Annotated in this window: 24 protein-coding genes; 14 read left to right on the top strand and 10 right to left on the bottom strand. The window is 67.5% G+C overall.

The features are described from left to right. Nucleotides 1–8 precede the first annotated feature (8 nt). The 3 genes from H0193_RS04305 to H0193_RS04295 form a co-directional block, all read right to left on the bottom strand. Nucleotides 9–515 (bottom strand): hypothetical protein, encoded by a 507-nt coding sequence (locus tag H0193_RS04305; RefSeq protein WP_181888713.1) that lies wholly within the window; start codon nucleotides 513–515, stop codon nucleotides 9–11. A gap of 36 nt (nucleotides 516–551) precedes the next feature. After that, nucleotides 552–1,097 carry a hypothetical protein gene (locus H0193_RS04300; RefSeq protein WP_181888712.1) on the bottom strand — a complete coding sequence of 182 codons (546 nt, stop codon included), beginning with the start codon at nucleotides 1,095–1,097 and terminating at the stop codon, nucleotides 552–554. A 153-nt stretch (nucleotides 1,098–1,250) separates the two neighbouring features. Further along, nucleotides 1,251–3,110 (bottom strand): choice-of-anchor I family protein, encoded by a 1,860-nt coding sequence (locus tag H0193_RS04295; protein WP_181888711.1) that lies wholly within the window; start codon nucleotides 3,108–3,110, stop codon nucleotides 1,251–1,253. A 136-nt stretch (nucleotides 3,111–3,246) separates the two neighbouring features. Here H0193_RS04295 and ilvA point away from each other — a divergent pair, with 136 nt between their 5' ends. Genes ilvA through H0193_RS04275 form a run of 4 tightly spaced genes read left to right on the top strand, consistent with a single transcriptional unit; the run spans nucleotide 3,247 to nucleotide 5,828 of the window. Next, entirely contained in the window at nucleotides 3,247–4,548 is a 1,302-nt protein-coding gene (gene ilvA / locus H0193_RS04290) for a threonine ammonia-lyase IlvA (RefSeq protein WP_181888710.1), read from the top strand. Further along, nucleotides 4,549–5,190, top strand: a complete 642-nt coding sequence (locus tag H0193_RS04285; RefSeq protein ID WP_181888709.1) for a YigZ family protein — start codon at nucleotides 4,549–4,551, stop codon at nucleotides 5,188–5,190. Nucleotides 5,191–5,209: 19 nt separating this feature from the next. After that, nucleotides 5,210–5,443 carry a hypothetical protein gene (locus H0193_RS04280; RefSeq protein WP_181888708.1) on the top strand — a complete coding sequence of 78 codons (234 nt, stop codon included), beginning with the start codon at nucleotides 5,210–5,212 and terminating at the stop codon, nucleotides 5,441–5,443. Between the two features lie 16 nt (nucleotides 5,444–5,459). Further along, nucleotides 5,460–5,828, top strand: a complete 369-nt coding sequence (locus H0193_RS04275) for an RNA-binding S4 domain-containing protein (RefSeq protein ID WP_181889609.1) — start codon at nucleotides 5,460–5,462, stop codon at nucleotides 5,826–5,828. Nucleotide 5,829: 1 nt separating this feature from the next. Here the strand turns inward: H0193_RS04275 and H0193_RS04270 are convergent, their stop codons facing one another. From H0193_RS04270 to H0193_RS04245, 6 genes are read right to left on the bottom strand one after another with little or no spacing between them, the layout of a single operon-like run. Beyond that, entirely contained in the window at nucleotides 5,830–6,870 is a 1,041-nt protein-coding gene (locus H0193_RS04270; RefSeq protein ID WP_236883409.1) for a GTP pyrophosphokinase, read from the bottom strand. A gap of 14 nt (nucleotides 6,871–6,884) precedes the next feature. Then, on the bottom strand, nucleotides 6,885–9,242 hold the full coding sequence (gene treY, locus H0193_RS04265) for a malto-oligosyltrehalose synthase (protein ID WP_181888707.1): 2,358 nt from the start codon (nucleotides 9,240–9,242) through the stop codon (nucleotides 6,885–6,887). A 10-nt stretch (nucleotides 9,243–9,252) separates the two neighbouring features. Then, the gene (locus tag H0193_RS04260) at nucleotides 9,253–9,834 is read right to left on the bottom strand and encodes a hypothetical protein (RefSeq protein WP_181888706.1); all 582 of its coding nucleotides are present in this window, start codon (nucleotides 9,832–9,834) and stop codon (nucleotides 9,253–9,255) included. Nucleotides 9,835–9,887: 53 nt separating this feature from the next. Further along, complete coding sequence (locus H0193_RS04255) at nucleotides 9,888–11,276, bottom strand: exonuclease domain-containing protein (RefSeq protein WP_181888705.1); 1,389 nt, start codon at nucleotides 11,274–11,276, stop codon at nucleotides 9,888–9,890. Then, the gene (gene glgX, locus H0193_RS04250; RefSeq protein ID WP_181888704.1) at nucleotides 11,276–13,444 is read right to left on the bottom strand and encodes a glycogen debranching protein GlgX; all 2,169 of its coding nucleotides are present in this window, start codon (nucleotides 13,442–13,444) and stop codon (nucleotides 11,276–11,278) included. The genes H0193_RS04255 and glgX overlap by 1 nt, the downstream gene beginning before the upstream one ends. Continuing rightward, nucleotides 13,437–14,015, bottom strand: coding sequence for a TetR family transcriptional regulator (locus H0193_RS04245; RefSeq protein WP_181888703.1), 579 nt, complete (start codon nucleotides 14,013–14,015; stop codon nucleotides 13,437–13,439). The genes glgX and H0193_RS04245 overlap by 8 nt, the downstream gene beginning before the upstream one ends. A gap of 268 nt (nucleotides 14,016–14,283) precedes the next feature. Between H0193_RS04245 and H0193_RS04240 the strand changes: the two genes are divergently transcribed. Together H0193_RS04240 and H0193_RS04235 are read left to right on the top strand one after the other, a co-directional pair. Beyond that, the gene (locus H0193_RS04240) at nucleotides 14,284–14,991 is read left to right on the top strand and encodes a nuclear transport factor 2 family protein (RefSeq protein ID WP_181888702.1); all 708 of its coding nucleotides are present in this window, start codon (nucleotides 14,284–14,286) and stop codon (nucleotides 14,989–14,991) included. Further along, nucleotides 14,982–15,500, top strand: a complete 519-nt coding sequence (locus H0193_RS04235; protein ID WP_181888701.1) for a hypothetical protein — start codon at nucleotides 14,982–14,984, stop codon at nucleotides 15,498–15,500. Before H0193_RS04240 ends, H0193_RS04235 begins: the two co-directional genes overlap by 10 nt. On the opposite strand, the gene H0193_RS04230 is transcribed toward H0193_RS04235, so the two are convergent. Beyond that, on the bottom strand, nucleotides 15,501–16,547 hold the full coding sequence (locus H0193_RS04230; protein ID WP_181888700.1) for a YbjN domain-containing protein: 1,047 nt from the start codon (nucleotides 16,545–16,547) through the stop codon (nucleotides 15,501–15,503). It abuts the gene before it with no gap. Between the two features lie 101 nt (nucleotides 16,548–16,648). On the opposite strand from H0193_RS04230, the gene H0193_RS04225 reads away from it, so the two are divergent. From H0193_RS04225 to pyk, 8 genes are read left to right on the top strand one after another with little or no spacing between them, the layout of a single operon-like run. Then, the gene (locus tag H0193_RS04225; RefSeq protein WP_051106355.1) at nucleotides 16,649–16,828 is read left to right on the top strand and encodes a hypothetical protein; all 180 of its coding nucleotides are present in this window, start codon (nucleotides 16,649–16,651) and stop codon (nucleotides 16,826–16,828) included. A 1-nt stretch (nucleotide 16,829) separates the two neighbouring features. Continuing rightward, on the top strand, nucleotides 16,830–18,128 hold the full coding sequence (locus H0193_RS04220; protein ID WP_181888699.1) for an MFS transporter: 1,299 nt from the start codon (nucleotides 16,830–16,832) through the stop codon (nucleotides 18,126–18,128). A 27-nt stretch (nucleotides 18,129–18,155) separates the two neighbouring features. Further along, on the top strand, nucleotides 18,156–18,785 hold the full coding sequence (locus H0193_RS04215; protein WP_181888698.1) for a type 1 glutamine amidotransferase family protein: 630 nt from the start codon (nucleotides 18,156–18,158) through the stop codon (nucleotides 18,783–18,785). A gap of 4 nt (nucleotides 18,786–18,789) precedes the next feature. Further along, nucleotides 18,790–19,593 (top strand): inositol monophosphatase family protein, encoded by an 804-nt coding sequence (locus H0193_RS04210; protein ID WP_181888697.1) that lies wholly within the window; start codon nucleotides 18,790–18,792, stop codon nucleotides 19,591–19,593. A 3-nt stretch (nucleotides 19,594–19,596) separates the two neighbouring features. Continuing rightward, the gene (locus tag H0193_RS04205) at nucleotides 19,597–20,289 is read left to right on the top strand and encodes a TIGR02234 family membrane protein (protein WP_181888696.1); all 693 of its coding nucleotides are present in this window, start codon (nucleotides 19,597–19,599) and stop codon (nucleotides 20,287–20,289) included. A 44-nt stretch (nucleotides 20,290–20,333) separates the two neighbouring features. Continuing rightward, nucleotides 20,334–21,152, top strand: a complete 819-nt coding sequence (locus H0193_RS04200) for an indole-3-glycerol phosphate synthase TrpC (protein WP_181888695.1) — start codon at nucleotides 20,334–20,336, stop codon at nucleotides 21,150–21,152. Nucleotides 21,153–21,169: 17 nt separating this feature from the next. Continuing rightward, entirely contained in the window at nucleotides 21,170–22,129 is a 960-nt protein-coding gene (lgt, locus tag H0193_RS04195) for a prolipoprotein diacylglyceryl transferase (protein WP_181888694.1), read from the top strand. Next, nucleotides 22,122–23,546 carry a pyruvate kinase gene (gene pyk, locus H0193_RS04190; RefSeq protein ID WP_181888693.1) on the top strand — a complete coding sequence of 475 codons (1,425 nt, stop codon included), beginning with the start codon at nucleotides 22,122–22,124 and terminating at the stop codon, nucleotides 23,544–23,546. The genes lgt and pyk overlap by 8 nt, the downstream gene beginning before the upstream one ends. Nucleotides 23,547–23,564: the final 18 nt, after the last annotated feature.

Here is a 23,564-nt window from a genome sequence, read left to right as displayed (position 1 = left end):
ACAGGCTCTTACTTCTTGCCCGTCAGCTGCTTGAGGTTCTCCTTCAAGCCTGGGACTGCGCCCACAACCACCATCAGGGAGCTGATCGCCGCTGCGAGTGCAGTGACCCAGAGAGAGATCTTACCGATCACTTCGAGCGCCTGCTCCTCGTAGGAGGACGGCTGCAGCCATGCCGGCGGGGTGTAGGTCGGCGTCGTGGTATTGGTCAGGACGTTGGTTCCGGTCGGCTCGGTGGTAGCCGTCGTGGTGGCCGGCGTAGTGGTAGTAGCCGGGGTAGTGGCAGTGCCGGACGGCTCAACCACTGCCGGAGTCTTCTTGGTGGGGGCCGGCTCGTTGGTCGTAGTGGGCGCCGTGGTAGTCATCTTGGAATCCTGCGTAGCCGTGGTGGACGGCTCGGCAGTGGTGGACGTGGTCGTCGTCGAAGTATCAGCTTCGGCGGCGGCTGCGGCACCCGCGAGGGAGCCGGCTGCGATTGCGGTTGCCGCGAAAGACGCGGCTACGAAACGGGACTTCATTGATTGACCTTCCTCAGGCGAAAGAGAGCGGATTGGCTAGAAGGGGAGGTTCGGGAGCTGGAAGTTGGGCAGCTCAACCTTCGGGGTGTGCAGGTGCGGCAGACCCAGACCGAACTGAGCGTTGACCATGTCGATGATCTTGTTCGCGCCACGCGGGTCGGAGAACACGATCAACGAGGTGGTCAGCACGGCACCGAGGGTGCCGGAGAAGATGCCGACCAGGGTGCCCTGGGAGGAGCCGGAGCTCTTCTGCTGGTTCTGCTGCGGCTTCGTGGTGGTAGTCGTCGGCTGAGACGGCTGGGTGGTTGCCGGGGTGGTGGTCTCAGACGGCTGGGACGGCTGGGTGGTAGCCGGCGTGGTGGTCTCGGTAGCCGGGGTGGTGGTCGTCGGCTGAGACGGCTGGGTGGTTGCCGGAGTGGTGGTCTCAGACGGCTGGGACGGAGTGGTGGTTGCAGCCGGAGTGGTGGTGGCTGCAGCCGGGGTGGTGGTTGCAGCTGCGGTGTTCTCCTGAGCCATCGCCGGGACGGTGGCCAGGGACAGAGCGGTTGCGGCAGCCACGGCTGCGGTGGAAATACGCTTCATTGTTCTCTTATTCTCCTCGTAGAAGATCCAGATCTGTCGATGTGGGCGCTGTGCCCTACATGACACCCCGATGAACCTAGCAGGTTTATGGTTAAAAATGTAGTGAAGCGGTGGTGTTTATTTCATGGGCAACAGTTGACCACCGCTTCAGGTTTATTTGGCAAACACCGAGCTCACAACGTTGCCGACCGCACCCAGAGCGCCGATGACCAGCGCCACAGCAGCGAGTGCGATCGCAATCACACCGCCGTGGGAAAGAGTGCTGCCGGCAGCGTCCTGGTCCGGCTGAGCGGGCTCGGCCAGCTTGGACGGTGTCTCAATGAGCGAGTCCACCTTAAACACGGTGGTGGTGCCGGAGACCTCGTTGCCCACGATCAGTAGGTTCTCGCCGTTCGGGGAGTCCTTCTCAGACACGAACGTGAGGCCCTCGGCGCCCAGGTCGCCAACCTTCTCTAGTCCGGCCTTTACGGCGTCGTCGCTCTCGTCGGCAAGTTCTTCCATATTGATGGAGAAGTCGCGGTTGTTGATGTAGGCGGTGTAGGCCGGCTTCGCCGGATCGGTGATGTCGTAGACCATCACGCCGCCGAGTCGCTCGAAGCCGATGAATGCGTAGGTGCGGCCGTTGATCTCGCCGACGGTGACACCCTCGGGCTCCGGACCCTTGTCGTCGGAGCGGGACTCGAACTCGTTTTCCGTGTGGTTGGTGTTGAAGTACTCCGGCAGAAGCTTCGCGGTGAGTTCCTCGAACTCGGCGCCGGAGTCGAACACGCGCTTGCCGTCGGCGGTGAAGATAGAGAAGCTGCGGCCGCCGTAGGTGTAGAGGTCCTCGTAGCAGTCTTTATCTTCGTTCAAACCGAACGCGGTGGTGATCTTCAACCGGCCCGCGTTTTCGTCGGCCTGGAAATCCTCGATTTCGCCGGCGGTCATGCCCGCGTAGCCCTCGCAGATCGGGGCCGCCTTCTTGCCGCCCAGCTTCTTAATGCGCTCTTCCTCGGAGTAGGCATCCCAGTCGCGCGCGTCGCCCTCGTTGGCCGTGACCAGGTAGGTCTTGCCGTCGATCTCATAGGCGGCGATGGAATCCGGCTGCAGAATGCCCTTGACCGGGGCGGTGCGGAGGTCGATCTTGCCGTCCTTATCGGAGATGTCCATTGGCACCTCGCGGCGGTCGGTGTAGCCCAAAGGCCACACGTCCTCGACGGTGGCGGTGGCGATGTCCACCACTGCGACGGCGTTGTTTTCCTGCAGCGTCACGTACGCCTTGCCGCCTGAAACTGCGATGTACTCCGGCTCGAGGTTCTGTGCCTCGGTGGTGGAGGCGCCCACCTGGCCGTAGATGTGCACGCCCTTGTCCGCCAAGGTGCCCTCGAAGGCGCGGAAGTCCGCGGTACGCACGTCGGCCTGGGTTGCGGCCTCAACAGAAGCAGGCAGCTTGACGACGGCTACGCTGCCCTCCGGATCAACCGAGTAATCCTCAGCAGGCTCGCCCTCGTTCGCCACCAGCGCGTAGTCGCCCTCCGGAGTGATGGTCACCATGTCCGGCAGGGCACCGACGCCCACGCGGCCGAGCACGGTGCCGGGCGTGTCGGCGCCGGCGTCGAAGAAGATCAGCTCGCCGGCGTCGGTTTTGTTCTCCGGCTCGACGGTGGCGACCGCGAGGCCGTCGTTACGCACTGCGACGGAGTTGATGGTGGTGTTCTCGCCGCCGGAAACCTCGCCGACCTTGGTGGGCTTGGCGGGGTCTGCCGCGTCGAGAACGTCGATCTTGCCGGACAGCGCGTTGACGGTGAGGATGCGCTTGGAATCGGCGTGGAAGGCGACGATCTCGGCGGCGGACTCATCAAACGCGCCCGCGCCGTAGGAACCCAGCACCGAGATGTCGGCGGTAGCACCGTCGGCAAGATCCTTCACCGGCTCAGCAACGACGGCGGCGGTTGCCGGGGAGACAAGGCCGAGGGTGAGGGCGGTAGCGCACGCGGCGGCGAGGCCGGTGCGGGAGATGCGGTTTCCGGACATAGGTGGACCTTTCAGGGGGCTGTAAAAACGGGCTGAAAATGAGTACGTGCTCTTGTGTACAGCCTGAAGGTGGGCGTGAAGTTACGGTGAGGTGAAGGGGGAGTAAACGAGACGGGCAGTTGTAGACTCGCTAACCATGCGCACAGCCACACCGACCACGTCCGACTCCGCCTTCGAGGAAGTCCGCGCAGCCGACATCCGGTTCGCGCAAGGCCGGATCTCATCGGTGATTTCGCCGACTCCACTGCAGTACTGCCCGCGGCTGTCGGAGCAGTACAGCGTGGATGTCTACCTCAAACGCGAGGACCTGCAGGACGTGCGCTCCTACAAGATCCGCGGCGCCTACTACGGCATCTCCCGGCTGGGTGACGAGGCCCGCGCCGCCGGTGTCGTGGCGGCGTCCGCCGGCAACCACGCCCAAGGCGTGGCCTACGCCTGCCGCGCGATGGGCATCCGAGGAAAGATCTTCGTGCCCAGACCCACCCCGAAGCAGAAGCGCGACCGCATCCGCGTCCACGGCGGCGACGCCATCGAACTTGTGGTCACGGGCAACACGTTCGACGAGGCAGCGCAGGCCGCCCGCGAGGACGCCGCGGCGCGCGGTGCGACGGTGATTGAGCCGTTCGACTCCCGCGACACCGTGGTCGGCCAGGGCACCGTCGCCGCCGAGATCGTGGCGCAGCTGGCCAGCCTGGGCAAAGAGCTGGACACGGTGCTGGTGCCGGTGGGCGGCGGCGGGCTTCTCTCCGGCGTGCTGTCCTACCTCGCCGACATGTCGCCTGCGACGAAGGTGGTTGGGGTGGAGCCGATAGGCGCGGCGTCGTTAGGCGCAGCGCGCGAGGCCGGCGAGCCCGTCACCCTGGGGACCATCGACCCGTTCGTGGACGGCGCCGCGGTCAAGCGCATCGGCGAGATCCCGTGGCAGGTCTTCAACCCGCACCGCGACGCCACCGAGCTCTATACCGCGGACGAGGGTGCCGTGTGCACGGAGATGCTCGGGCTGTACCAAAACGAAGGCATCATCGCCGAGCCCGCCGGCGCGCTGTCCGTGGCCGGCCTGGGGCTGGGGGAGCTGGCGCCCGGCTCGACCGTGGTGTGCATCATCTCCGGCGGCAACAACGACGTGCTGCGCTACGCCGAGGTGATGGAGCGCTCCATGGTGCACCGGGGGCTGCGCCACTACTTCTTGGTCAACTTCCCGCAGGAGGCAGGCCAGCTGCGCCACTTCCTCAACGACATCCTGGGCGAGGAAGACGACATTGTGTTGTTCGAGTACCTGAAAAAGAACAACCGAGAAACCGGCGCCGCGCTCGTGGGCATCGAGCTCGCCCACGCCGAGGACTTAGGCCCGCTGCTGGAGCGCATGGAGGATTCGCCGATCGGTTGCCGCCGCCTGGAGCCGGGCACGCCGGAGTACGACTACATCGTGGCGGGCTAGATGGAGCAGGCATACGTACGCCCCGCGGCGGAGCTGGTCACCCACGAGTTCGAGGTCAAGCGCTCCCGCTTCATCGGCTGGGTCGCCCGCGCGACCACTGAAGAAGAAGCGCGTGCGGTGATCGCCGCCGCGCGCGAGGAGTACCCGGACGCGCGCCACCACTGCTCCGCGTTCATCGTGCACCAAGACGGCGCGCAGCCCATCGAGCGCTCCTCCGACGACGGCGAGCCCTCCGGCACCGCCGGCAAACCCATGTTGGAGGTGCTTAAAGGCTCCGGCATGCAAGACGTGGTGGCGGTTGCGATCCGGTACTTCGGCGGCATCAAGCTCGGCACCGGCGGGCTGGTCAGCGCCTACACAGAATCCGTGGCCGACACGCTCGAGCAGGTCACCCGCGTCACGCGCGAGGTCCGCGAGCTGGGCACCGTGGACTTCCCGCACGCCGAAGCCGGCCGCATCGAATCCGAGCTGCGCACCGCGGGCATCGACGTCGTGGACGTGGAATACGGACGCGCCGCCGCCTACACCCTGGCGTTCGCACCGGGGGAGCGCGAGCGTGTGGACGCGCTGCTCGCCGCCGTCACCCACGGCGGCGCCGAGATGAAAGAGGCCGGCTACCGCTGGGTCGAACGCGGCGCGTAAGGCGCTACACTTAGGCCTCATGACGATGCAGCCGCGCCCCAATGACCCGATCGCACAGCGCAAGGCCGCCGTGCGCCAGTACTCCCGCAACGCCGTCCTGTGGGCCGGCGGCGGCGTGGCCGGAGGCATCGCGTTCGGCCTTATCTTCAGCTCCTGGACCTTCCTGTTCCTCGGCCTCGTCGTGGCTGTCGCCGGCGGGTTCACCAACTGGAACAAGGTGCAGCGAATCGTCAACCACAAGGACCAGTACTAGCTTGACCCAGCCAACCATGGCGGCGGTGCGCATCGACGCCTGGCTGTGGGCCGTGCGCATCTTCAAAACCCGCAGCCAAGCCGCGGACGCGGTGCGCGCCGGGCACGTGAAAATCGACGGCAAGGCCGTCAAGCCCGCCCAGCAGGTCGTGCCGGGGGAGACTGTGCGCGTGTGGAAGGACCACCGCGAGTACATCCTCGAGGTGGCCGCGACGGTGAGCAAGCGCGTCGGTGCGCCCGTTGCCCGCTCCTGCTACATCGACCACTCGCCGCCGCCCCCGCCGCGCGAACTGTTCGCCGCCCCGCCGGTGCGCGACCGCGGCACCGGCAGGCCGACGAAGAAGGAGCGCCGCGAGATCGACCGGCTGATGGGCCGGCGCAGCTGACCTACTCGCCGCGCAGCAGCCCCAAACGGTTGGTCAGGCGCTTGCGCCGCACCTGCGGACGGTTGCCGGCGTCCCAGGTGCGCTCGATGTGCTCGGTGCCGTAGCGGTTGAGCAGCAGGTCGTCGACAATGCGTACCTGGCCCGGCACGAAGGGGTAGGACAGCGAGTTCGAGATCGCCTCGATGTCCGCGGGGTTGGTCAGCTCCGCGACGTCGGAGACGTGCTCCATGCCGTGGGCGCGCAGAAGCTCGGTGCAGAAGCGGTAGTCGCCGGCGCGCGACAGCGGGAACTGGTTGCCCAACAGCACCGTGAGGATGCCCGGCAGGGTCTCCGGCGAGATCTCCGCGTCGACCTCCGTGTTGACCTTGTCGGCCGGATCCTCTGGGTTTGCAAGCGCGGCGATCTGGTCGAACTGCTGGTCCGCAAGCTCTATCAGGCCCGCCGCCAGGGTGAAGGCGCGGTCCACCTGCGGGTCCAAGTTCTCAGTGGCGCGCTTGTAGCGGATGTCGTGCTCGAACTCGGCCCAGGCGTGCTGCAGCACGGTGCGGATCTGCACCTCGAAGACCTGGCCGACGTAGTCTTCCAGCCCCTCGGACTGCTCCTGGACGCGCACGATCATGTGGTGCGAGCCGTAGCCGAAGCCGCCGGCCACGCGCGTTTCTTCGGCCTTGTCCACGCTTCGCAGCACCTCGAACTGGTCCGCGAGCAGTCGCTGCACCGCCGGGATTTCGGTGGAGTGCAGCACCGTGATGCGCGCGCCGATGATGTCTTTGATGTCGTGCCATGGGTCGGGGTAGACCATCTCGCCGTCGTCGCGCGTCTTGCGCGCCTTTTCCTTCAGCGAGGTCCAGGACTTCACGCGCGCGTCCACGCGGTCGAAGTTGATGCCGGCGTCGCGCATGAGTTCGTGCAGCGCGTGCCGAAACGTCGTCGCGGCGTCCTCGTGTTCGCGCATCCAGGCAAAGTAGGTCGACCCGAGACGGGCGATGGTGTCGTCCATCGCCTTGTTTCGGGGCTTTGCGGGATGCTTTGCTGTGCTCATAACGGCGGGTTAGCTTACATGGTCAAAAGCACCGCGGGCAGTTCGGCGCACAGCTGCGACATTTCCACCGTGCCGGAGTATTCCCGCCCGGTGAGCCGGTCGGTCCAGGTGCCTTCGGGCAGGGTGAGGGTGGTGCCGCGCCAGCCGCCGGCGCGCTCTAAGGCGAGCGGGGCGCGGGTGGCTACGGCGATGACCTGTGGTGCGTCGTCAAGCGTGCGCACCATGGCCACCACATGCCCGCGCGCGGGGCCGGCGGCGAAGATCGCGCGGTAGCCGCCTTCGAGGAAGAGCTGCGGGCGCTCGCGGCGCAGGTGCAAGGCGGCGCGCACAATGCGTTGCTTATCGACGTCCTCCGGTGCCCCCTCACCAGCACGAAGCGCCCGGTAATCGACGAAGCGGCGGTTGTCCGGGTCCACCAGCGAGAAGTCCAAAAACTCGGTGCCCTGATAGGTGTCCGGGATGCCCGGTCCGATTAGTTGCAGCAGTTTCCTGCCGAGGGAGACCGCCACGCCGCCGCGGTCGAGGTCGCGGGCGAAGTCCGCGACGAGGCGCGTAGCGGGGCCATGCGTGAGGTGCGCAATCCACTCGGTCACTTGTGCCTCGTAGTCATGGTCGTTGTCGTACCAGCTCGTCAGCGTGTCCGCCTCACGCACAGCTTTGACCGCGTACGACTGCAGGCGCTGGGTGAATGCTTCGTCCGCGCGGCCGTCACGCGGCCACGCGCCCAGCACGTTGTGCAACAGAAACAGGCCAGTGGCGGTGTCAAGCGGCGGGGTCAGCGCGAACACGTCGCGGACCAGTCGGGCGAACTCGTCGGGCAGCTCCGCGATCTCGAGCATGCGGGCGCGGGTGTCCTCGCTGCGCTTGGTGTCGTGGGTGGTCAGCGCGGTCATGGTGCGCGGCCACAGCGAGGCACGCTCTTCCTGGAGCAGGTGGAACTCGGCCTGGCTCACCCCGGCGCGGCCCGGCGCGCCGCCGACTTCCTGCAGCGCCACCAGGCGGCACGCGCGGTAGAACAGGGTGTCCTCCACGCCCTTGGCCATCACCGCGCCGCAGACCTGGGCGAAGCGGTGGGCGGCCTCGCCGCGGGCGGCGAGCGCTGCGGCGACCGTGTCCAGCGCGGCCGGGTTGTGCCCGAGTTCTGCCAGTTGCGCGATGAGTGTTGCGGTGACCCGCGACAGGGAGCGGTAGTCGGCGCGGTAGACCGGCATGCGCGACACCAGCGCCACTAGCACCTCGGTGAGTTCGGCGAGATCGGTATCTGCGCGGCTGTCGCGGCGTACGGCGCGGGCGAGCCTGCGCACCTCCGCGGCGAGTTCCTCCTCGGCGATGCGGGCCTTGAGCTCCCACTCGGCTGCCTCCACCGCGTCGGCGTCCCAGGCGGAGCCCGAGTACTCACGCGCCAGCTCGCCAAGCCTGTCCGTGGCGCCGGCATCGACGAAGACGCCGTCGAACTCGCGTAGCGCGTCGTAGCCGGTGGTGCCGTGGATGTTCAGCCGCGGGTCCAGGGGCTCGTCCGCGGCGAGGATTTTCTCCACGATCAGCCAGGTGTCCTGGCCGATGAGCTCGCGAAGACGAGTGAGGTAGCCGAACGGGTCGGTCAGGCCGTCGGGGTGGTCGACGCGGACGCCGTCGATAAGCCCCTCGCCCACAAGTTCCTTAAGGCAGGCGTGAGTGGCGTTGAAGACGTCCTCGTCCTCCTGTCGCACGCCTGCCAGGCCGTTGATGGAGAAGAAGCGGCGGTAGGTGATGATGCCGTCGCGCCAGAACATCAACCGGTAGTGCTGCCTCGCGTGCACGGCGGCCGGGTCGTCGTTGAGATCGGTGTAGCTGCCGGGGGCGAGCGGGAAGACGTGGTCGTAGTAGGTGAGCACGTCCTCGCCGTCGATGTGTTCCAGCTTCAGCGCGTCGGTGTCGCCTGGTGTGCCGAGTACCGGCAGCGCGATCTTGCCGCCGGCGCCGTTGTCGGTGGCCCAGTCGATGTCGAAGAAGTGCGCGAAGTCTGAGGCCCGGCCGTGTTTCAGCACATCCCACCACCACCGGTTGCGCCGCGGCACCTCCACGCCGAGGTGGTTGGGCACGATGTCCACCACCAGACCCAGCCCGGCGTCGTGGGCGGCGCGGGCGAGCAGGCGCAGCCCGTCAATGCCGCCGAGCTCGGGGCTGACCACGGTCGGGTCGATCACGTCGTAGTTGTGGTTCGACTCCGGCGCGGAGGCGAAGATCGGGGAGAGGTACAGGTGCGACACCCCGAGCTCGGCCAGGTAGGGCACGAGCTCGGCGGCCTGGGCAAAGCCGAATTCGCGGCCGTGTGGATCGGCGTGCGGGCCGCGCAGCTGCAGGCGGTACGTGGAGGTGATCGGGCGCTTCACGCCCCACACCCTAGCGGGATTGGCCGCCGTACAGCAGGGGAAAGCCTACGGAGTAGCTCAGCACGTCCGCGCCGGGCAGGCACCGCGCCACATCCTCGGCGTGAGCGTCGAAGACGAACAGCTCGCGCCCGTCGCGGGTGGCGTAGACAAGCCCAGTCTCCGGACGCAGCACGGCCTCGAAGTGGCGGTGCAGCAGGGTAAAGGGCTGCGGGTGGGCAAGCCACCAGGCGGCGGGGGAGCCGTGGCCGTCCACCTCGAAGCCGCGCGGGAGCGTCTCAAAGTCCAGCGCGGCGCTGGGGCAGCGCACCAGAAACTCCACGCCGTGCTCGCGCTGCGCGCGCGAGACTAGCTGCTCGGCCGCGGCGTTCCACAGCTGGTGGGCGCTCACACCCGCGGCGCCGACCTCCTGGTGCGTCAGCCCGGTGGCGGTGGGTGAGTCGAACACGCACACCAGGCCGGGTGACAGGCTGATGAATGCGGTGGAGGCGCCGAAGCCGGCGGCGATGCACGCGCGAGTTTCCGCGGTGTCCAAACGTGCAAGCCGCAAGGTGACCGCCGTGGCGGAAACGGGTGCTGGTTGAAGAAGCTGCATGGCTACTTAGACGCAGCCGCACCCGCCCCGGTTCCCTCGAGGCCGAAACTGTTTTAAAACGGCGGTTGTTCGTCTAGCCCCAGCGCCTCAAGCAGCTGGCTGGCCTGCCAGATCTGGATGTCCTGGCCCTTGTCCATCAGCTCGCGGGCGCGCTTTTCCTTCGAGGTCACCGTCGCCCATTCGCCGACCACCAGCACGGTGGTCTTCTTGGTCACGTTCTTGCCCACCTGCGCGCCCTGCTCGGCAATCTTCTGCCACAACTCGCCCTTGTCGTGCGGCTCGAACTCGCCGGTGAGCGTGACGTTTTCGCCGTAGAGCGGGGAGTTCGGGTCCGCGTCGGTGTTCGGCTCCGGCACGGTGTCCGGGGTGGCCACGGACTGCCAGGGCCGCTGGGGGCTTTTGCTTGGCGACGGCTTCGCCGGTCCCGCCTGATTCGACCCCTGCGGCGCCGCCGATGCGGCCACGGCCGCGGACACGCCGCCCTGGGCCGCCTTCTCCGCCTGCATCGCGCGGCCCGCGCCGGAGCGGTCGCGAAGCACCGGGGTCACGCGCGCGGCGTCGATGGAGCCGAGTGTGAAGCCGGAGTCGTGCACAAAACTCATCAGGCTGCCGGTGTGGCCGGCCTGGCGCGCTAGGCCCACCATCACGCCGGCGCAGGCCGCGGCGTCCTCGCACGCGTCGTGGTGGTTATCCAGCGTGATGCCGAAGTGCTCCGCCAGGGTGGGCAGGCGATGGTTGGCCACGTCCAGCTTGGTGGCGCGCGCCTGGGCGAGCGTGCAGGCGAACAGCATCTGGGGCACCTCTACGTCTGAGGCCTGGCAGGCGTCGCGCAGCGCGGACGCGTCGAACTGGGCGTTGTGCGCCACTAGCGGCAGGCCGCCGACGAACTCGGTCATCTTCGGGATGCAGTCGCACACGTCCGGCGCGTCGGCGACATCCTGCTCGGTGATGCCGTGGATGGCCACGTTGCCCTCTTCGAACTGCGCCAAAGAGGCAGGCGGCTTGCACAGCCAGGAGGCACGGTCCACCTCCTCGCCGTCGACGATCTTCACCAGGCCGATCTGGCAGATCGAGCCCCAGCGGCGGTTCGCGGTCTCCACGTCGAAGCCGACGAAGGAAAAGCCCGGGATGCCGGCGCCGCCGGTCACGGTGCCGGTGGCGGGGGCGTGGCCGTGCCGTGCGTCGTCGAGAAGCTTGCAAAGCTCATTCGGGCCCTCCTCGTCGCCGGGGGCGAACCAGACGGCTAAGGCGTCTCCGCCGGTGTCGATGTCCACGCGCGAGCGGGTCCACGCGTCACCCTTAACGGAGGTGGCGCCGGCGATGTCGGCGATGGCCACCTCGCGGGAGCTACCACTGCCTTGCAGCGACGCCGCGAGCGGGGTGGGGGTGAGGGTCAGTGCCTCGTTGGTCACGGTCAACGTTGCGCCGTGCGCGGTGATCATTAGTGGCTGGCCTCCGAATTTCCTTCGCCTGCGGGTGGTTGGGTGCGGCGCAGCACCACGGTGGAACGCTGGCCCACGGTCACAGCCGCGCCGGGCTGGACCGGCTCCGCGTTCTCGCGCACTCCGAGCGGTTCGGTGGTGTCCACGACAACCTCCCACTCGTCGCCGAACTCGGCGCCCGGCACCGTGAAGTCGATGTCTTCGTAGTGGGCGTTGAACATCAGCAGGAAGGAATCGTCCACCACGCGCTGTCCGCGCGCATCCGGCTCGGCGATGGCGTCGCCGTCCAAGAACACCATCAGAGCACGACCGAACGGGGTATTCCAATCGTCCTGCGTCATCAGTGTGCACTCAGGCGTGAGCCACGCGATCTCGCGGTCGTGCTCATCGTCGCCCAGCGCGCCGCCGGCGAGGAAGCGGCGGCGGCGGAACACCGGATGGTCGCGGCGCAGCTCGATCAGCCGCCGGGTGAAGTCGTGCAGGTCGGACGCCTCCTCCAGCGTGGACCAGTCCATCCAGGCGATCTCGTTGTCCTGGCAGTAGACGTTATTGTTGCCGCCCTGGGTACGGGCGATCTCGTCGCCGTGGGCGAGCATCGGGGTGCCCTGGGACAACAGCAGGGTGGTCAAGAAGTTGCGGCGCTGGCGAGCACGCAGGTCCAACACCTCCGGGTCGTCCGTGTCACCTTCCGCGCCGCAGTTCCAGGAGCGGTTGTGGCTTTCGCCGTCGCGGTTGTCCTCGCCGTTGGCCTCATTGTGCTTGTCGTTGTAGCTGACCAGGTCGTTGAGGGTGAACCCGTCGTGGGCGGTGATGAAGTTGATCGACGCGGTGGGGCGGCGGCCGTTGTGCTGGTACAGGTCCGACGAACCGGTCAGGCGCGAGGCGAACTCGCCGAGTGTGGAGTCCTCGCCGCGCCAGAAGTCGCGCATGGTGTCGCGGTACTTGCCGTTCCACTCGCTCCAAAGGGCGGGAAAGTTGCCCACCTGGTATCCGCCTTCGCCCACGTCCCACGGCTCGGCGATGAGCTTGACCTGGCTGACCACCGGGTCCTGCTGCACCAGGTCGAAGAAGGTGGCCAGGCGGTCCACGTCCGAAAACTCGCGGGCCAGGGTGGAGGCGAGGTCGAAGCGGAAGCCGTCCACGTGCATGTCCGTGACCCAGTAGCGCAGCGAATCCATGATCAGCTGCAGCGAGTGCGGGTAGCGCACGTTGAAGGAGTTTCCGGTGCCGGTGTAGTCCATGTAGTGGAACTTGTCCTCGTCCACCAGCCGGTAGTACGCCTCGTTGTCGATGCCGCGGAACGCGATGGTGGGCCCCATGTGGTTGCCCTCGGCGGTGTGGTTGTACACCACGTCCAGGATGACCTCGATGCCCGCCTCGTGGTACGTACGCACCATCTGCTTGAACTCGGCGACCGCGTCGCCCGGGGCGGTGGAGGAGGCGTAGTTGTTCTCCGGGGCGAAAAACCCGAACGTGTTGTAGCCCCAGTAGTTGCGCAGGCCTAGGTCCCTGAGGCGGTCGTCCTGCAGGAACTGGTGCACCGGCAACAGCTCAATCGCGGTGACGCCCAGGTCTTTGAGGTAGTCCACCATCACCGGGTGCGCCATGCCGGCATAGGTTCCGCGCAGGTCCTCCGGGATGCCGGGGTGAGTCTGCGTCATGCCCTTGACGTGGCACTCGTAAATGACGGATTCGCCCTCGGGGATCTTCGGCGCGCGGTCGTCGCCCCAGTCGAAGAACGGGTTGATCACCACGGACAGCATCGTGTGGCCCAGCGAGTCCTCCTCGTTGCGACCCGTGCCCGGCTCGTCCGCGTGCACGTCGTAGGAAAACAGCGAGGAGTGCTGGTCGAACTCGCCGTCGAAGGCGCGCGCATACGGGTCCACCAGCAGCTTGTTCGGGTCGCAGCGCTTACCGTTATGCGGGTCCCACGGCCCGTGTACGCGGTAGCCGTAACGCTGGCCCGGGCTCACGCCGGGCAGGTAGGCGTGCCAGACGTGGTTGTCCACTTCCTCCAGCGGGATGCGGGTCTCCGCCCCGTCGTCGTCGATGAGGCACAGCTCCACCTTCTCCGCGACACCGGAGAACAGCGCAAAGTTCGTGCCTGCGCCGTCGAACGTGGAGCCCAGGGGGTAGGAGGAACCGGGCCAGACGATGGTCTCACTCATGGGGCCACAGCTTAGTGCCCGCTGAGGCACTTCGCTTTAGGCCGTCGAGCAGGAAGGCCACCGCCGCGGCGTGCTCGTCCGCGCCGTCCGACTCCTCGTCCGCCCCGGTCGCCTGCGCCAGCTGCGCGGCGGCTTGCTGCACCGCCGCGTCGCCTAAGGTCAGTCGCAGCAACCCGCGGGCCGCGACGCGCACATTGCTTGTCGACGCAGCTTCGCCCAGCCACGCCCTCACCGACGCCGCGAACCTGGTTTCCAACTCTTTTTGCACTTGCGAGCCGGGCTGGCTGACCGCCGCGACCACGACCTCCGCGCCGTCGCGGGTGGAAAGGAGCGCTTCGCGCAGCTCGCCGCTTAAGCGTGCGGGGTCCGGCAGGGGGCCGTCGAAAAGCTCCTGCACAATCTCTTCCGCCATGGAGGCGATAAGTTCCTGCTTGTTGGCAATGTGCCAGTACAGCGCGCCGGGCGCGACGGAAAGCGAGGTGGCCACCCGGCGCATGGACACGTCCGCGAGCCCGTACTCGGCGAGGATGGCCAACGCCGCGCCGGTGATGCGCTCACGGGTTAACTGCATTCCTCCAACATAGACGCGCGGCGTCTTCGAGTGACCAAAATGGCTTTACGCGGACTCACAGAAACCCTCCAGAATGCTTGTATAGATGTCCAACGGGAGCGACAGTGAGTAGTTGGTACTATTTCTGACAGGTCTTCACCGCGACTGCATTGTTGATACCGAAAAACGAAGAAGGAAACAGTCGCTGGTGCCAACCCGTGCCGAATTACCGGGCGGGTCCGACAACGAGAGGTACAGGTATACCGTGAAGTTGCAAACGAAGAAGAGCATGGCAGTAACGACGGCGGCGCTCGCCCTCGTGCTCCCGCTCGCCGCGTGCGGGTCCGACGACGAAGGCACCTCCGGCGGCCTTTCCACCGCCGCCGAGGCACCTGAGGCGTCCGCCGCGAACTCTTCCACGGAAACCTCTGCGGAAAAATCCGAGAAGTCTGAAAAGTCCGAAGAGAAGACGGAAAAGACCTCGAAGAGCTCCGAGACGGAAAAGAAGAAGGAAAACAAGGACGACAAGAAGAAGTCCGACCAGGCGCAGGGCGGCGAGGAGCAGCCGCCGACACTGGCCAACCCGTTTGAAAGCGGCATGCCGGAAAACACCAACGAGCCGCTGGCCAACGGTAAGGAGGGCAGCGAGGACGACCGCCGGGAGATGGAGGACACCGCCCGTGCCGTGCTGAACCCGGGCTCGTTCGCGGACTGGACCCCGACCATCTTGGAAAACTCCTGCAAGGCCGTGACCGAGCCGATGCTCGAGGAGCTGGAGCGCCAGGGCATGAGCCTGGAGCAGGTCCAGGAAGCCAGCCGCCTCGCTGAGGAGCAGGGCCAGGGCATCGAACTGCCCGAGACCGAGGTCAGCCTGGACGATGTGCGCATCGACGGCGACCGCGCGTCCGCAAGCTTGACCGCGAGGAGCGAGCACGGCGAGGAAACCTCGACCATGATCTTCCAGAAGGAAGACGGCCGCTGGAAGCTGTGCAACTAACCCGCAAGTCCGCACTGAGCGCCGGAGCTGGGCTCCTGGCGCTCGGTTGCGTTTTGGGCATCCTCGGCGGCGGGGTGTGGGCGCTGGTGCGGCCCGCCTACGTCGGCGTGGTCGAAGGCGGCGGCCTGCGGGTGGACCAGGCGCAAAGCCCCGTCAACGCCGAGTTCGCCGGCTTCGGCTCGTTCGCTCTGCTCACCACCCTGGCCGGTGTTGTGGTGGCGGCGGTAGCGCTGATAGCCGCCAAGCGCGGGAAAGTCCGCGGGTCGGTGGCCTGGCTGCTCTGGGCCGGCGTCGTCAGCGCCATAGCCGCGGTTGCGCTCTACATCTTCGGCGGCTGGTTTGTGGGGCTTGTCCACCCCCTCCCGTCGCCCGATGCGCTTTCGGGCGGCGACACGCTGACCATCGTGCCGCCCGTGCGCCCTGGCGCAGCCTGGGCGGCGGGCCCGTTCGCCGCGGTGCTGGTGTACTGGACCGCGAACCTTCTGGCCTACACCAAAGACGAGCGCTAGCTAGCGCCTGCCGGGCCAATCCACCACGGAGTGGCCTGCCGTCTGCTGGCTGACGTGGTCGATGGCCGCCAGGCACGCCGCCATCGCCGAAATGACAAACTCGCCGACCTGCTCCGGTGCGGCGCCCTCAGCCACGAGCATGGTGGACTCGGCGTGCATGTGGGCGGCGCCGTCGAACTCGTGCAGGTAGGCGGCGGTGGCGCAGGTGCGCTCGTTGACGTCGTTGCACACCAGCCACAGCGGCAAGAACGCCTCGAGCGCGTCGCGGCCGGTGTCCCACATGCCAGTCACGCGGGCGTAGCGCGGCCCCGGTTCGCCGTCGATAGTCAGCGCGAACGCCACGCCGTTGACGCCGGTGGCGATCACGCCGTCCTCGTCCACGCCGTAGCGGAAATCCAGCTGCTCCAACGCGTCGGTCAGGTCGCTGATGTCCACCGGCGCGATCTCGCCTGCCGGGCCCTCCACTACCTTGTAGAGCTCCGGCGCGGTGGTTACCTCCTGCCGGCCGCCGCGCGGCAAGTGGCGCAGCCGGGGATGCCGGCCCAACAGGACGGCGGTGTCCTGGGCGCGCATGAGCTGCGGCGGCAGCGGCTGGTCCAATCCGGCATCGAGGAAGCGTTCACGCAGCCGCCGGTAGAAAGCGTTAGCGTGCTCGAGGGTGTCGACCAATTCGGCGGCCAGTTGATCGTCGCTAAGCCCATGCTTGACGTGCACCCCGCGGCGCATTCGCGCGCACACATCCCCGGACTCCATCAGGCGGTAGCTCGCCCATGGTCCGACCCGGTCGTGGTTCCACGTGTTGATGAAGCGGGCGAGTGCGCCCGCGTGCTCGAAGTCGGTGGGGATGCGCTCCGCGGTGTCGATGACCAGCGACATCGGGCGGGAGTAGTCCACCCACAGCGCCACGGTGAAGGCGTGCGCGCCGATGACCAGACGGTCCGGGCGCACCATCGGTTCGAAACCGAGGCCCTCCAAGACGGCAGCGACGCGCTCGAGAGTGACCTCGCCGGGGCGCTGGCGGCCCACAGGTGCAGCGTGCTTTCCCATACAGCGAGCATAACGCCCGGTGCGAAGCCAGCGCCCGTGGATTCCGCCGCAGCGTCTACAATGTCGGCGGAATCGACTCGGTTGAAAAGGAGGTCTTTGCGGTGTCCGCTGTCGGGAATCCGATTTTGGTGGTGGTGCTCAGCCTTGTGGCGGGGCTTCTCGTCGGCGGAGTGTGGTCCAGCTACCAACGCGGAGCGCCGCGTGCATTTACCGCGGTGCTTGCGCTTTTAGCTGTCATGGCCCTGCTCTTCGCAGCCCTCGCGCTTATGGAGGTGATGTGAGATGGCATGGTCTAAAAAGCCGCTAAGCCGCAGCGAGGTTGAATCGCTGACCAACGTGTGGCGCGCCCGCGGCCTGATCCCCGTGCTCGTTGCGGTGGCCGCGGCGTTTGCGGCGTGGGCGCTGCTGCTGCCGGTGGTGCCCACCGCCGTGATCGACGCGGGCCAACCCGCCTCCCTGGCCGGGCTTTCCACGGGCGTGTTCATGCTCGCCACCGTGATCACCCAAATCTTCACCCCCAAAGCGTTAAAAACGTTCGGCTTCGGCTGGGTGTTGGGCATCTCCTCGCTGCTGTTGGGCATTCCGGCGTTCGGCTACATGCTCGGCATGGACGCGGTGCCGCTGCTGACCGTCAGTGCGATCCGCGGCATCGGCTTCGGTGCGCTGTCCGTAGCGGAAGCGGCGATTATCGCCGAGCTGGTGCCGCTGCGCCTGTTGGGCAGCGCAACCGGCATTTTTGGCATGGTCGTCGGCCTGGCGCAGATGGTGGCGCTGCCGTCAGGCCTGGCGCTGGTGGACAAGATTGGCTACGACGCGGTGTACATCATCGCCGCCTGCATCGGCGCGATCTCGCTGGTGGCCTGTATGGCCATCCCGCCCATCCCGCCGGCGGACCCGGACACGGAAACGCAGCAGAGCGTGCGCGTGCCCATGTGGCACCTCGCGCTCGTGCCGGCGCTCGCCCTGATGTTTGTCACCACCGCCTACGGCGCAATCACGAACTTCCTGCCGGTGTCCATGCGCGAGCTCGACCCGGTCTCCGGCGCGGCGCTGGCGGGCGTGATGCTATCCGTGCTCAACTTCGCAGCCATGGTGGCGCGTTACGTGGCCGGCCGGATCATGGACCGCCGCGGCTACCCGGGCAGCGTCATCATTCCGTGCCAGATCATCGCCGCCATCGGTGTGGCGCTGATGGCGATGATCCTGTCCATGGAGCTGCCCGCGTGGACCATGCTCATCGCGGCGTTGTTCTACGGCGCTGGCTTCGGCGGGGTGCAAAACGAGGCGCTGACGATGCTGTTCTACCGCCTGCCACGGCACAAGACCTCGGAGGCCTCCGCAATCTGGAACATCGGCTTCGACGGCGGCACCGGGTTGGGCTCCACGTTCTACGGCATGCTGGTGGCGCAGATGGCGTTTGCCCCGGTGTTCGGCATCGCCTCTGCGGTGATCACCATCGGCCTGGCTATCACGCTGCTGGACCGCCAGCTGGGCCGCCACCGCGTGGTGGAAGTGAACAACCTGTCCGCGCGCCTGAAGTCCGTGCAGGTGCCGCGGCCCTACCCGCGCAAGCGCCAGTAGGCGGCGCGGGAGCTAGACTACGCACCTATGAGCGAGACAACCCCCGGCCCGACAACTCCCGCTGTGGCGGTGTTCGACCCGTTCGCGGGCGCGGACCCCGCGGTGGCGGCGTTGAGCGATGCGCTGCGGGCTGCAGGTGTGAACGCTGAGATCACCTCGGACCCGGCGCACGCCGTCGCCGTGGACGGGCTGGTCATTGCCGCCTCTGGCGACGCCGCCGAGGCGCTGCGCGCGCTGCGCAAGGCCCAGGTTGACCGCGTTGTGGGGCAGCGTCTCGCCGGTTCGCGGCCGGTGCTTGTCGTCGGCGCGGCCATGGACGCGCTGTTTGAGCGCGGTGCGGACGGCGCGGCTGGGTTCGGGGAGTGGCCGGGAGGCGTCGAGAAGCTTGATGCCCCCGTGGAGCGCGCGGAGGTTGCGGCCGCGGCAGACTCGCTGATGTTGGATCGGGCGCAGGAGTTTGAGTTCAACGCCGCGACCGGCGCCCGCGATTTCGAGCTGAAAGAAGACGAGTTCATCGCCTACCCGAAGCTGAGCTGGGCGGGCGAGGTGCTGGCCGCGGTGGAAAACGGCCCGCTGTGGGCGACGCGTTTCCACCCCGAAACCTCGGGCGAGGCTGGCGCCGGCGTGCTGCGCAACTGGATCGCGCAGCTGGGGTAGCACGATGACGGATGTGACGGAGCACCTCGAGGCCGCGGAGGCGGCGGTCGACGCTGCCCGCGAGATCTTCGTCGACGAGCTCGGCGCCGCGCCCGCGCTGCACAAAGGCTCCGGCGACTTCGCCACCGCCGCGGACCTGGCGGTAGAGGAGCTGCTGCGCGACAAGCTCACCGGCGCCACCGGCATCGGCGTGTTCGGCGAGGAGCAGGGCGGCGAGCTGGACGAGCACGCCTGCTGGGTGGTGGACCCCATCGACGGGACGTCGAACTATTCCACCGGCAACCCCAACTGCGCGATCCTGGTCTCGCTTTTGGTGGAGCGGCAGCCTGTGGTGGCGGTGGTGGACGCGCCGCTGCTGGACATGCGCATGACGGCCATCGACGGCCAGCCGGTCCACCTCAACGGCGCCGCGCTGCCGCCGGTGAACGAGGCCGCGTCCGCGCCGCACGTCGGCGTCGGCTCCCTGTTCTCCCGCGACCGCAGGCGCATGCCGTCCAACCGGCGCCTGGACCTGGCAGGGGAACTGACCCGGGCGCACCTGCGTCCGCGGATTTCCGGCTCGGTGGGCATCGACCTGGCGTTCGCTGCCCAAGGCATTTACCAGGCCGCGGTGAGTTTTTCGCCGCACGTGTGGGACAACTCCGCGGGCATCCTGCTGGCCCGCAGCGCAGGGGCCGTGGCCACCGCCGGCGACGGCACGCCGTGGGAGCCCAGCAAGGTCGGGGCAGTGGTCGGCACCGCCAAGGCCCACGCCGCGGTGATGGAGGCGATTCGGGAAGTACACGTTGACGCGGGCGAGGAGGACTAACGCATGACCACAGCAGCACAACCGGACAAGAAGGCCGCCCGCGAGGGGGCTATCGCACTCGGCGTCGCGGGCGCGCTGACCTGGATCAGCTCGCGGATGGACTGGGTGCGCGCCGAGTTCGTCGACGACATCTCCGGCGGCGGCGAGGCAACCGTCAACGGCGCGGACTGGTCCACGGAAACCGGCGCGATTGCGGTGCTGCTACTCGCCGGCATGGTCGCGGCATTTGCTTTACGACGCCTCGGCCGCCGCGTCATCGGCGCCATCTGCGCCGCGGCGTCCGTTGGCCTGGCAGTGCCGGCCGTGCGTCTGCTCACTGGCGGCGCGGACCCGGAGCGCGTGCACGCCCTGCTCACCGCAGGCGCGGACGAAGCGCAGCAGGGCAATTCCGCCCCGGCGATCGCGCAGTGGGCCGAAATCACCTCCGCCACGACGCTGGTGGCAGGCCCCGGGTTGGCGCTCGCTGCCGCGTTGCTCGGTTTGGCCGGCGGGGTGCTGCTGATCGCCCGGCCGGGCGAGGACTCGCCGCGGCAGAACAAGTACGAAAAGGAAACCGTGCGCCGGGAGAAGGTGCGCGAGGACTTGGAGGAAGACCCCCAGTCCGGCCGCGTGCTGTGGGACGCGATCAGCGCGGACATCGACCCGACCGATCCGCAGAATGGACCGGATTTCCGATCCTCCAAGCCCACCCGCTAGCCTTATCCGTGACAGGCCAGGCCCCTTGCAACTGGGAGGTAGCCATGCCGGCACCGAGCACACTCGACGACGTTGTCGCTGGTGTGCTTCGCGACGTTGCCAAGCGTGAGGCCGCCGTTTCCTTCAAAGAGATCAAAGCGCGTTCGCGCGATATGGCGCCGACCCGGGATGCCCGGGCGGCGCTTTTGCGTCATGGCTGCAGCGTGATCGTGGAGATCAAGCGCAACTCGCCGGTCTTCGGCCCCACCGGCGCCGGGCTTTCGAGCGTCGAGACGCTCGCCCAGAATATCGAAGCGGGCGGCGCCCACCTCATCGCGTGCCAGACGGAGCGGTTGCGTTTCGACGGTTCCCTGGCCGACATGGCCCAGGCTAGGGAAGCGGTAGAGCTGCCGATGGTGTGCCGCGACGTGATCGTGGACCCGTACCAGATCCACGAAGCCCGCTGTTACGGCGCCGACGCCATCCCGCTGCAGGTGGGCATCCTGGACCAGGCCCGCTTCGAGGCGCTGCTGGACCGCGCCGAATCCCTCGGCATGGCCGCCGTGGCGGAGGTGCGCACCCCGGAGGAGGCGGACCGCGCACTGCGCGCGGGCGTGTCCGTGGTGGCGGTCAACTCTTGGACCTTCGACACCAACAACTTGAACCGCAACGCATTCGCTGAGATCGCGCCGGGTCTTCCCAGCGAGGTGATCAAGATCAGCCTCGGCGGCGTGGCCACCCCGCGCGATCTGATCAACGCCGCCTCCTGCGGCGCGGACGCTGTGCTGGCGGCGGAGGCTGTCATGGCGGCGGGCGATGTGCTCTCCGCGACGCGCTCGCTGGCCACCGCGGGCCAGCACCCCGCGTGCCCGTCGCGACGCTAAATGGCACACTGTTTGGCGTGCAAACGCTGAATTTGGCTAACATTCCGTCGCCGCCGCAGGGCGTGTGGTACCTGGGTCCCATCCCCATCCGCGCCTACGCGCTGTGCATCATCACCGGCATTATCGTCGCGATGGCGATCTCGCTGCGCCGCTACAAGGCGCGCGGCGGCAACCCGGAGACGGTGTGGGACGCGGCGATTGTGATCATCCCCGCCGGCATCATCGGCGGGCGCCTGTACCACGTGATCACGGACCACCAGAAGTATTTCGGCGAGGGCAAAAACCCCTGGCAGGCCTTCAACATCACCGCCGGCGGCCTTGGCATCATCGGCGCGGTGGCGCTCGGCGCGTTGGCGGTGTGGGTGATGATGCGGCGCAAGGGGCTGCCGATTGCGCCGCTTGCAGACGCGATCGCGCCGTCGGTGATCCTCGCCCAGGGCATCGGCCGGCTGGGCAACTACTTCAACCAGGAGCTCTACGGCGCGGAGACCGACGTGCCTTGGGCGCTGGACATTTATTACCGCGTCAACGAAGCCGGCCAGTACGCCCCGCTGACGGGACGTTCCACCGGCGAGGTGATCGCGAGCGTGCACCCGACGTTCCTCTACGAGCTGATCTGGAACGTGGCGGTGTTCTTCGTGCTGATCTGGGCGGACCGCCGCTTCCGTCTCGGCCACGGCCGTGTGTTCTGGCTGTACGTGGCCGGCTACACGCTGGGCCGGTTCTTTATCGAGTTCATGCGCCGCGACGAGGCGAACCTCATCCTCGGCTTGCGCGTGAACACGTGGGTCTCCGCGATTTTGTTCATCGTCGCCGTGGTGATCTTCTTCATGCTGCAAAAGGGGAGGGAGACCCCGGAGGAAGTGGACCCGGAGTACAACCGTTCGTCCACGGCAGACTCCCAGGATCGGGAGTACCGTGGGGCGCTGAAGAACACGAATGGCACCTACGAAGGTGAGGTTGGTACACGTGGATAGAAGGACAAAGATCGTCTGCACCCTCGGCCCGGCTGTGGCCAGCAAGGATGCGATTTTGGGGCTGGTGCGCGACGGCATGGACGTGGCGCGCCTGAACTTCTCGCACGGCGATTACCCGGACCACGAGCAGAACTACCGCTGGGTCCGCGAGGCCACCGACGAGACCGGCCACGCAGTGGGCATCCTGGCCGACCTGCAGGGCCCGAAGATCCGCCTCGGCCGCTTCGAGGGCGACGGCAAGACCTACTGGGAGACCGGCGAGACCGTCCGCATCACCGTGGACGACGTCGAGGGCACGCACGACCGCGTGTCCACCACCTACAAGCAGCTCGCCCAGGACGCGAAGCCGGGCGACCGCCTGCTCGTGGACGACGGCAAGGTCGGCCTGGTCTGCACCGAGGTCGACGGCAACGACGTGGTCTGCCGCGTCACCGAGGGCGGCCCGGTGTCCAACAACAAGGGCGTGTCGCTTCCGGGCATGGACATCTCCGTGCCGGCGCTGAGCGAGAAGGACAAGGCGGACCTGCGCTTCGCACTCGAGCTCGGCGTGGACATCATCGCGCTGTCGTTCGTGCGTTCCCCGGCCGACGTGGAGCTGGTGCACGAAATCATGGATGAGGTCGGCCGGCGTGTGCCTGTCGTCGCAAAGCTTGAAAAGCCCGAGGCTGTGGACGCGCTGGAGTCCATCATCCTCGCGTTCGACGCAGTCATGGTGGCGCGCGGCGACCTGGGCGTGGAGATCCCGCTCGAGCAGGTCCCGGCGGTGCAGAAGCGTGTGATCCAGATTGCGCGTGAGAATGCCAAGCCAGTGATCGTCGCCACGCAAATGCTCGACTCCATGATCGAGAACTCGCGCCCGACCCGCGCCGAGGCCTCCGACGTGGCCAACGCGGTGCTCGACGGCGCGGACGGCGTCATGCTCTCCGGCGAGACGTCCGTGGGCGTGGACCCGCACAACGTGGTGCGCACCATGAGCCGCATCGTGCGCTCCGCGGAGCAGATGGGCAACGTGCCGCCGCTGACCCACATCCCGCGCACGAAGCGCGGCGTGGTGTCCTCCTCGGCCCACGACATCGCCGACCGCCTCAACGCGCGCGCGATTGTCACCTTCACCACCTCCGGCGACACCGCCCGCCGCGTGGCGCGCCTGCACCCGGACCTGCCGCTGCTGGTGTTCACGCCGGTGCAGCAGGTGCGGTCGCAGCTGGCCATGACGTGGGGCGCGGAGACGTTCCTGTGCGAGCAGGTCCACAGCACCGACGACATGATCAAGGTGGTGGACCGCCAGCTGCTGGCGATGGAGCAGTACAACGAGGGCGACACCATGGTCGTCGTCGCTGGCACCCCGCCGGGTGTTGCGGGCACGACGAACACCATCCACGTGCACCAGCTCGGCGAGGACACGCGCAACCCGTAAGTGGTTACGCTGGTGGGC

It is taken from the genome of Corynebacterium haematomassiliense (genome assembly GCF_013978595.1).
In the GTDB taxonomy this organism is placed as follows: domain Bacteria; phylum Actinomycetota; class Actinomycetes; order Mycobacteriales; family Mycobacteriaceae; genus Corynebacterium; species Corynebacterium lehmanniae.
The sequence above is the reverse complement of the archived record's forward strand: the minus strand, read 5'-3'. Positions and strand labels throughout refer to the sequence as shown.

Bases quoted from the DNA above. Each gene is read 5' to 3' on its own strand.
- H0193_RS04215 (WP_181888698.1), top strand. From the start codon at position 18,156: ATGAGCGAGACAACCCCCGGCCCGACAACTCCCGCTGTGGCGGTGTTC.
- H0193_RS04285 (WP_181888709.1), top strand. From the start codon at position 4,549: ATGGAGCAGGCATACGTACGCCCCGCGGCGGAGCTGGTCACCCACGAG.
- H0193_RS04245 (WP_181888703.1), bottom strand. From the start codon at position 14,015: ATGCAGTTAACCCGTGAGCGCATCACCGGCGCGGCGTTGGCCATCCTC.
- ilvA (WP_181888710.1), top strand. From the start codon at position 3,247: ATGCGCACAGCCACACCGACCACGTCCGACTCCGCCTTCGAGGAAGTC.
- H0193_RS04220 (WP_181888699.1), top strand. From the start codon at position 16,830: ATGGCATGGTCTAAAAAGCCGCTAAGCCGCAGCGAGGTTGAATCGCTG.
- H0193_RS04295 (WP_181888711.1), bottom strand. From the start codon at position 3,110: ATGTCCGGAAACCGCATCTCCCGCACCGGCCTCGCCGCCGCGTGCGCT.
- H0193_RS04260 (WP_181888706.1), bottom strand. From the start codon at position 9,834: ATGCAGCTTCTTCAACCAGCACCCGTTTCCGCCACGGCGGTCACCTTG.
- H0193_RS04230 (WP_181888700.1), bottom strand. From the start codon at position 16,547: ATGGGAAAGCACGCTGCACCTGTGGGCCGCCAGCGCCCCGGCGAGGTC.
- H0193_RS04305 (WP_181888713.1), bottom strand. From the start codon at position 515: ATGAAGTCCCGTTTCGTAGCCGCGTCTTTCGCGGCAACCGCAATCGCA.
- H0193_RS04300 (WP_181888712.1), bottom strand. From the start codon at position 1,097: ATGAAGCGTATTTCCACCGCAGCCGTGGCTGCCGCAACCGCTCTGTCC.
- H0193_RS04240 (WP_181888702.1), top strand. From the start codon at position 14,284: ATGGCAGTAACGACGGCGGCGCTCGCCCTCGTGCTCCCGCTCGCCGCG.
- H0193_RS04275 (WP_181889609.1), top strand. From the start codon at position 5,460: ATGGCGGCGGTGCGCATCGACGCCTGGCTGTGGGCCGTGCGCATCTTC.
- H0193_RS04205 (WP_181888696.1), top strand. From the start codon at position 19,597: ATGACCACAGCAGCACAACCGGACAAGAAGGCCGCCCGCGAGGGGGCT.
- glgX (WP_181888704.1), bottom strand. From the start codon at position 13,444: ATGAGTGAGACCATCGTCTGGCCCGGTTCCTCCTACCCCCTGGGCTCC.
- H0193_RS04280 (WP_181888708.1), top strand. From the start codon at position 5,210: ATGACGATGCAGCCGCGCCCCAATGACCCGATCGCACAGCGCAAGGCC.
- H0193_RS04255 (WP_181888705.1), bottom strand. From the start codon at position 11,276: ATGATCACCGCGCACGGCGCAACGTTGACCGTGACCAACGAGGCACTG.
- H0193_RS04270 (WP_236883409.1), bottom strand. From the start codon at position 6,870: ATGAGCACAGCAAAGCATCCCGCAAAGCCCCGAAACAAGGCGATGGAC.
- H0193_RS04200 (WP_181888695.1), top strand. From the start codon at position 20,334: ATGCCGGCACCGAGCACACTCGACGACGTTGTCGCTGGTGTGCTTCGC.
- H0193_RS04210 (WP_181888697.1), top strand. From the start codon at position 18,790: ATGACGGATGTGACGGAGCACCTCGAGGCCGCGGAGGCGGCGGTCGAC.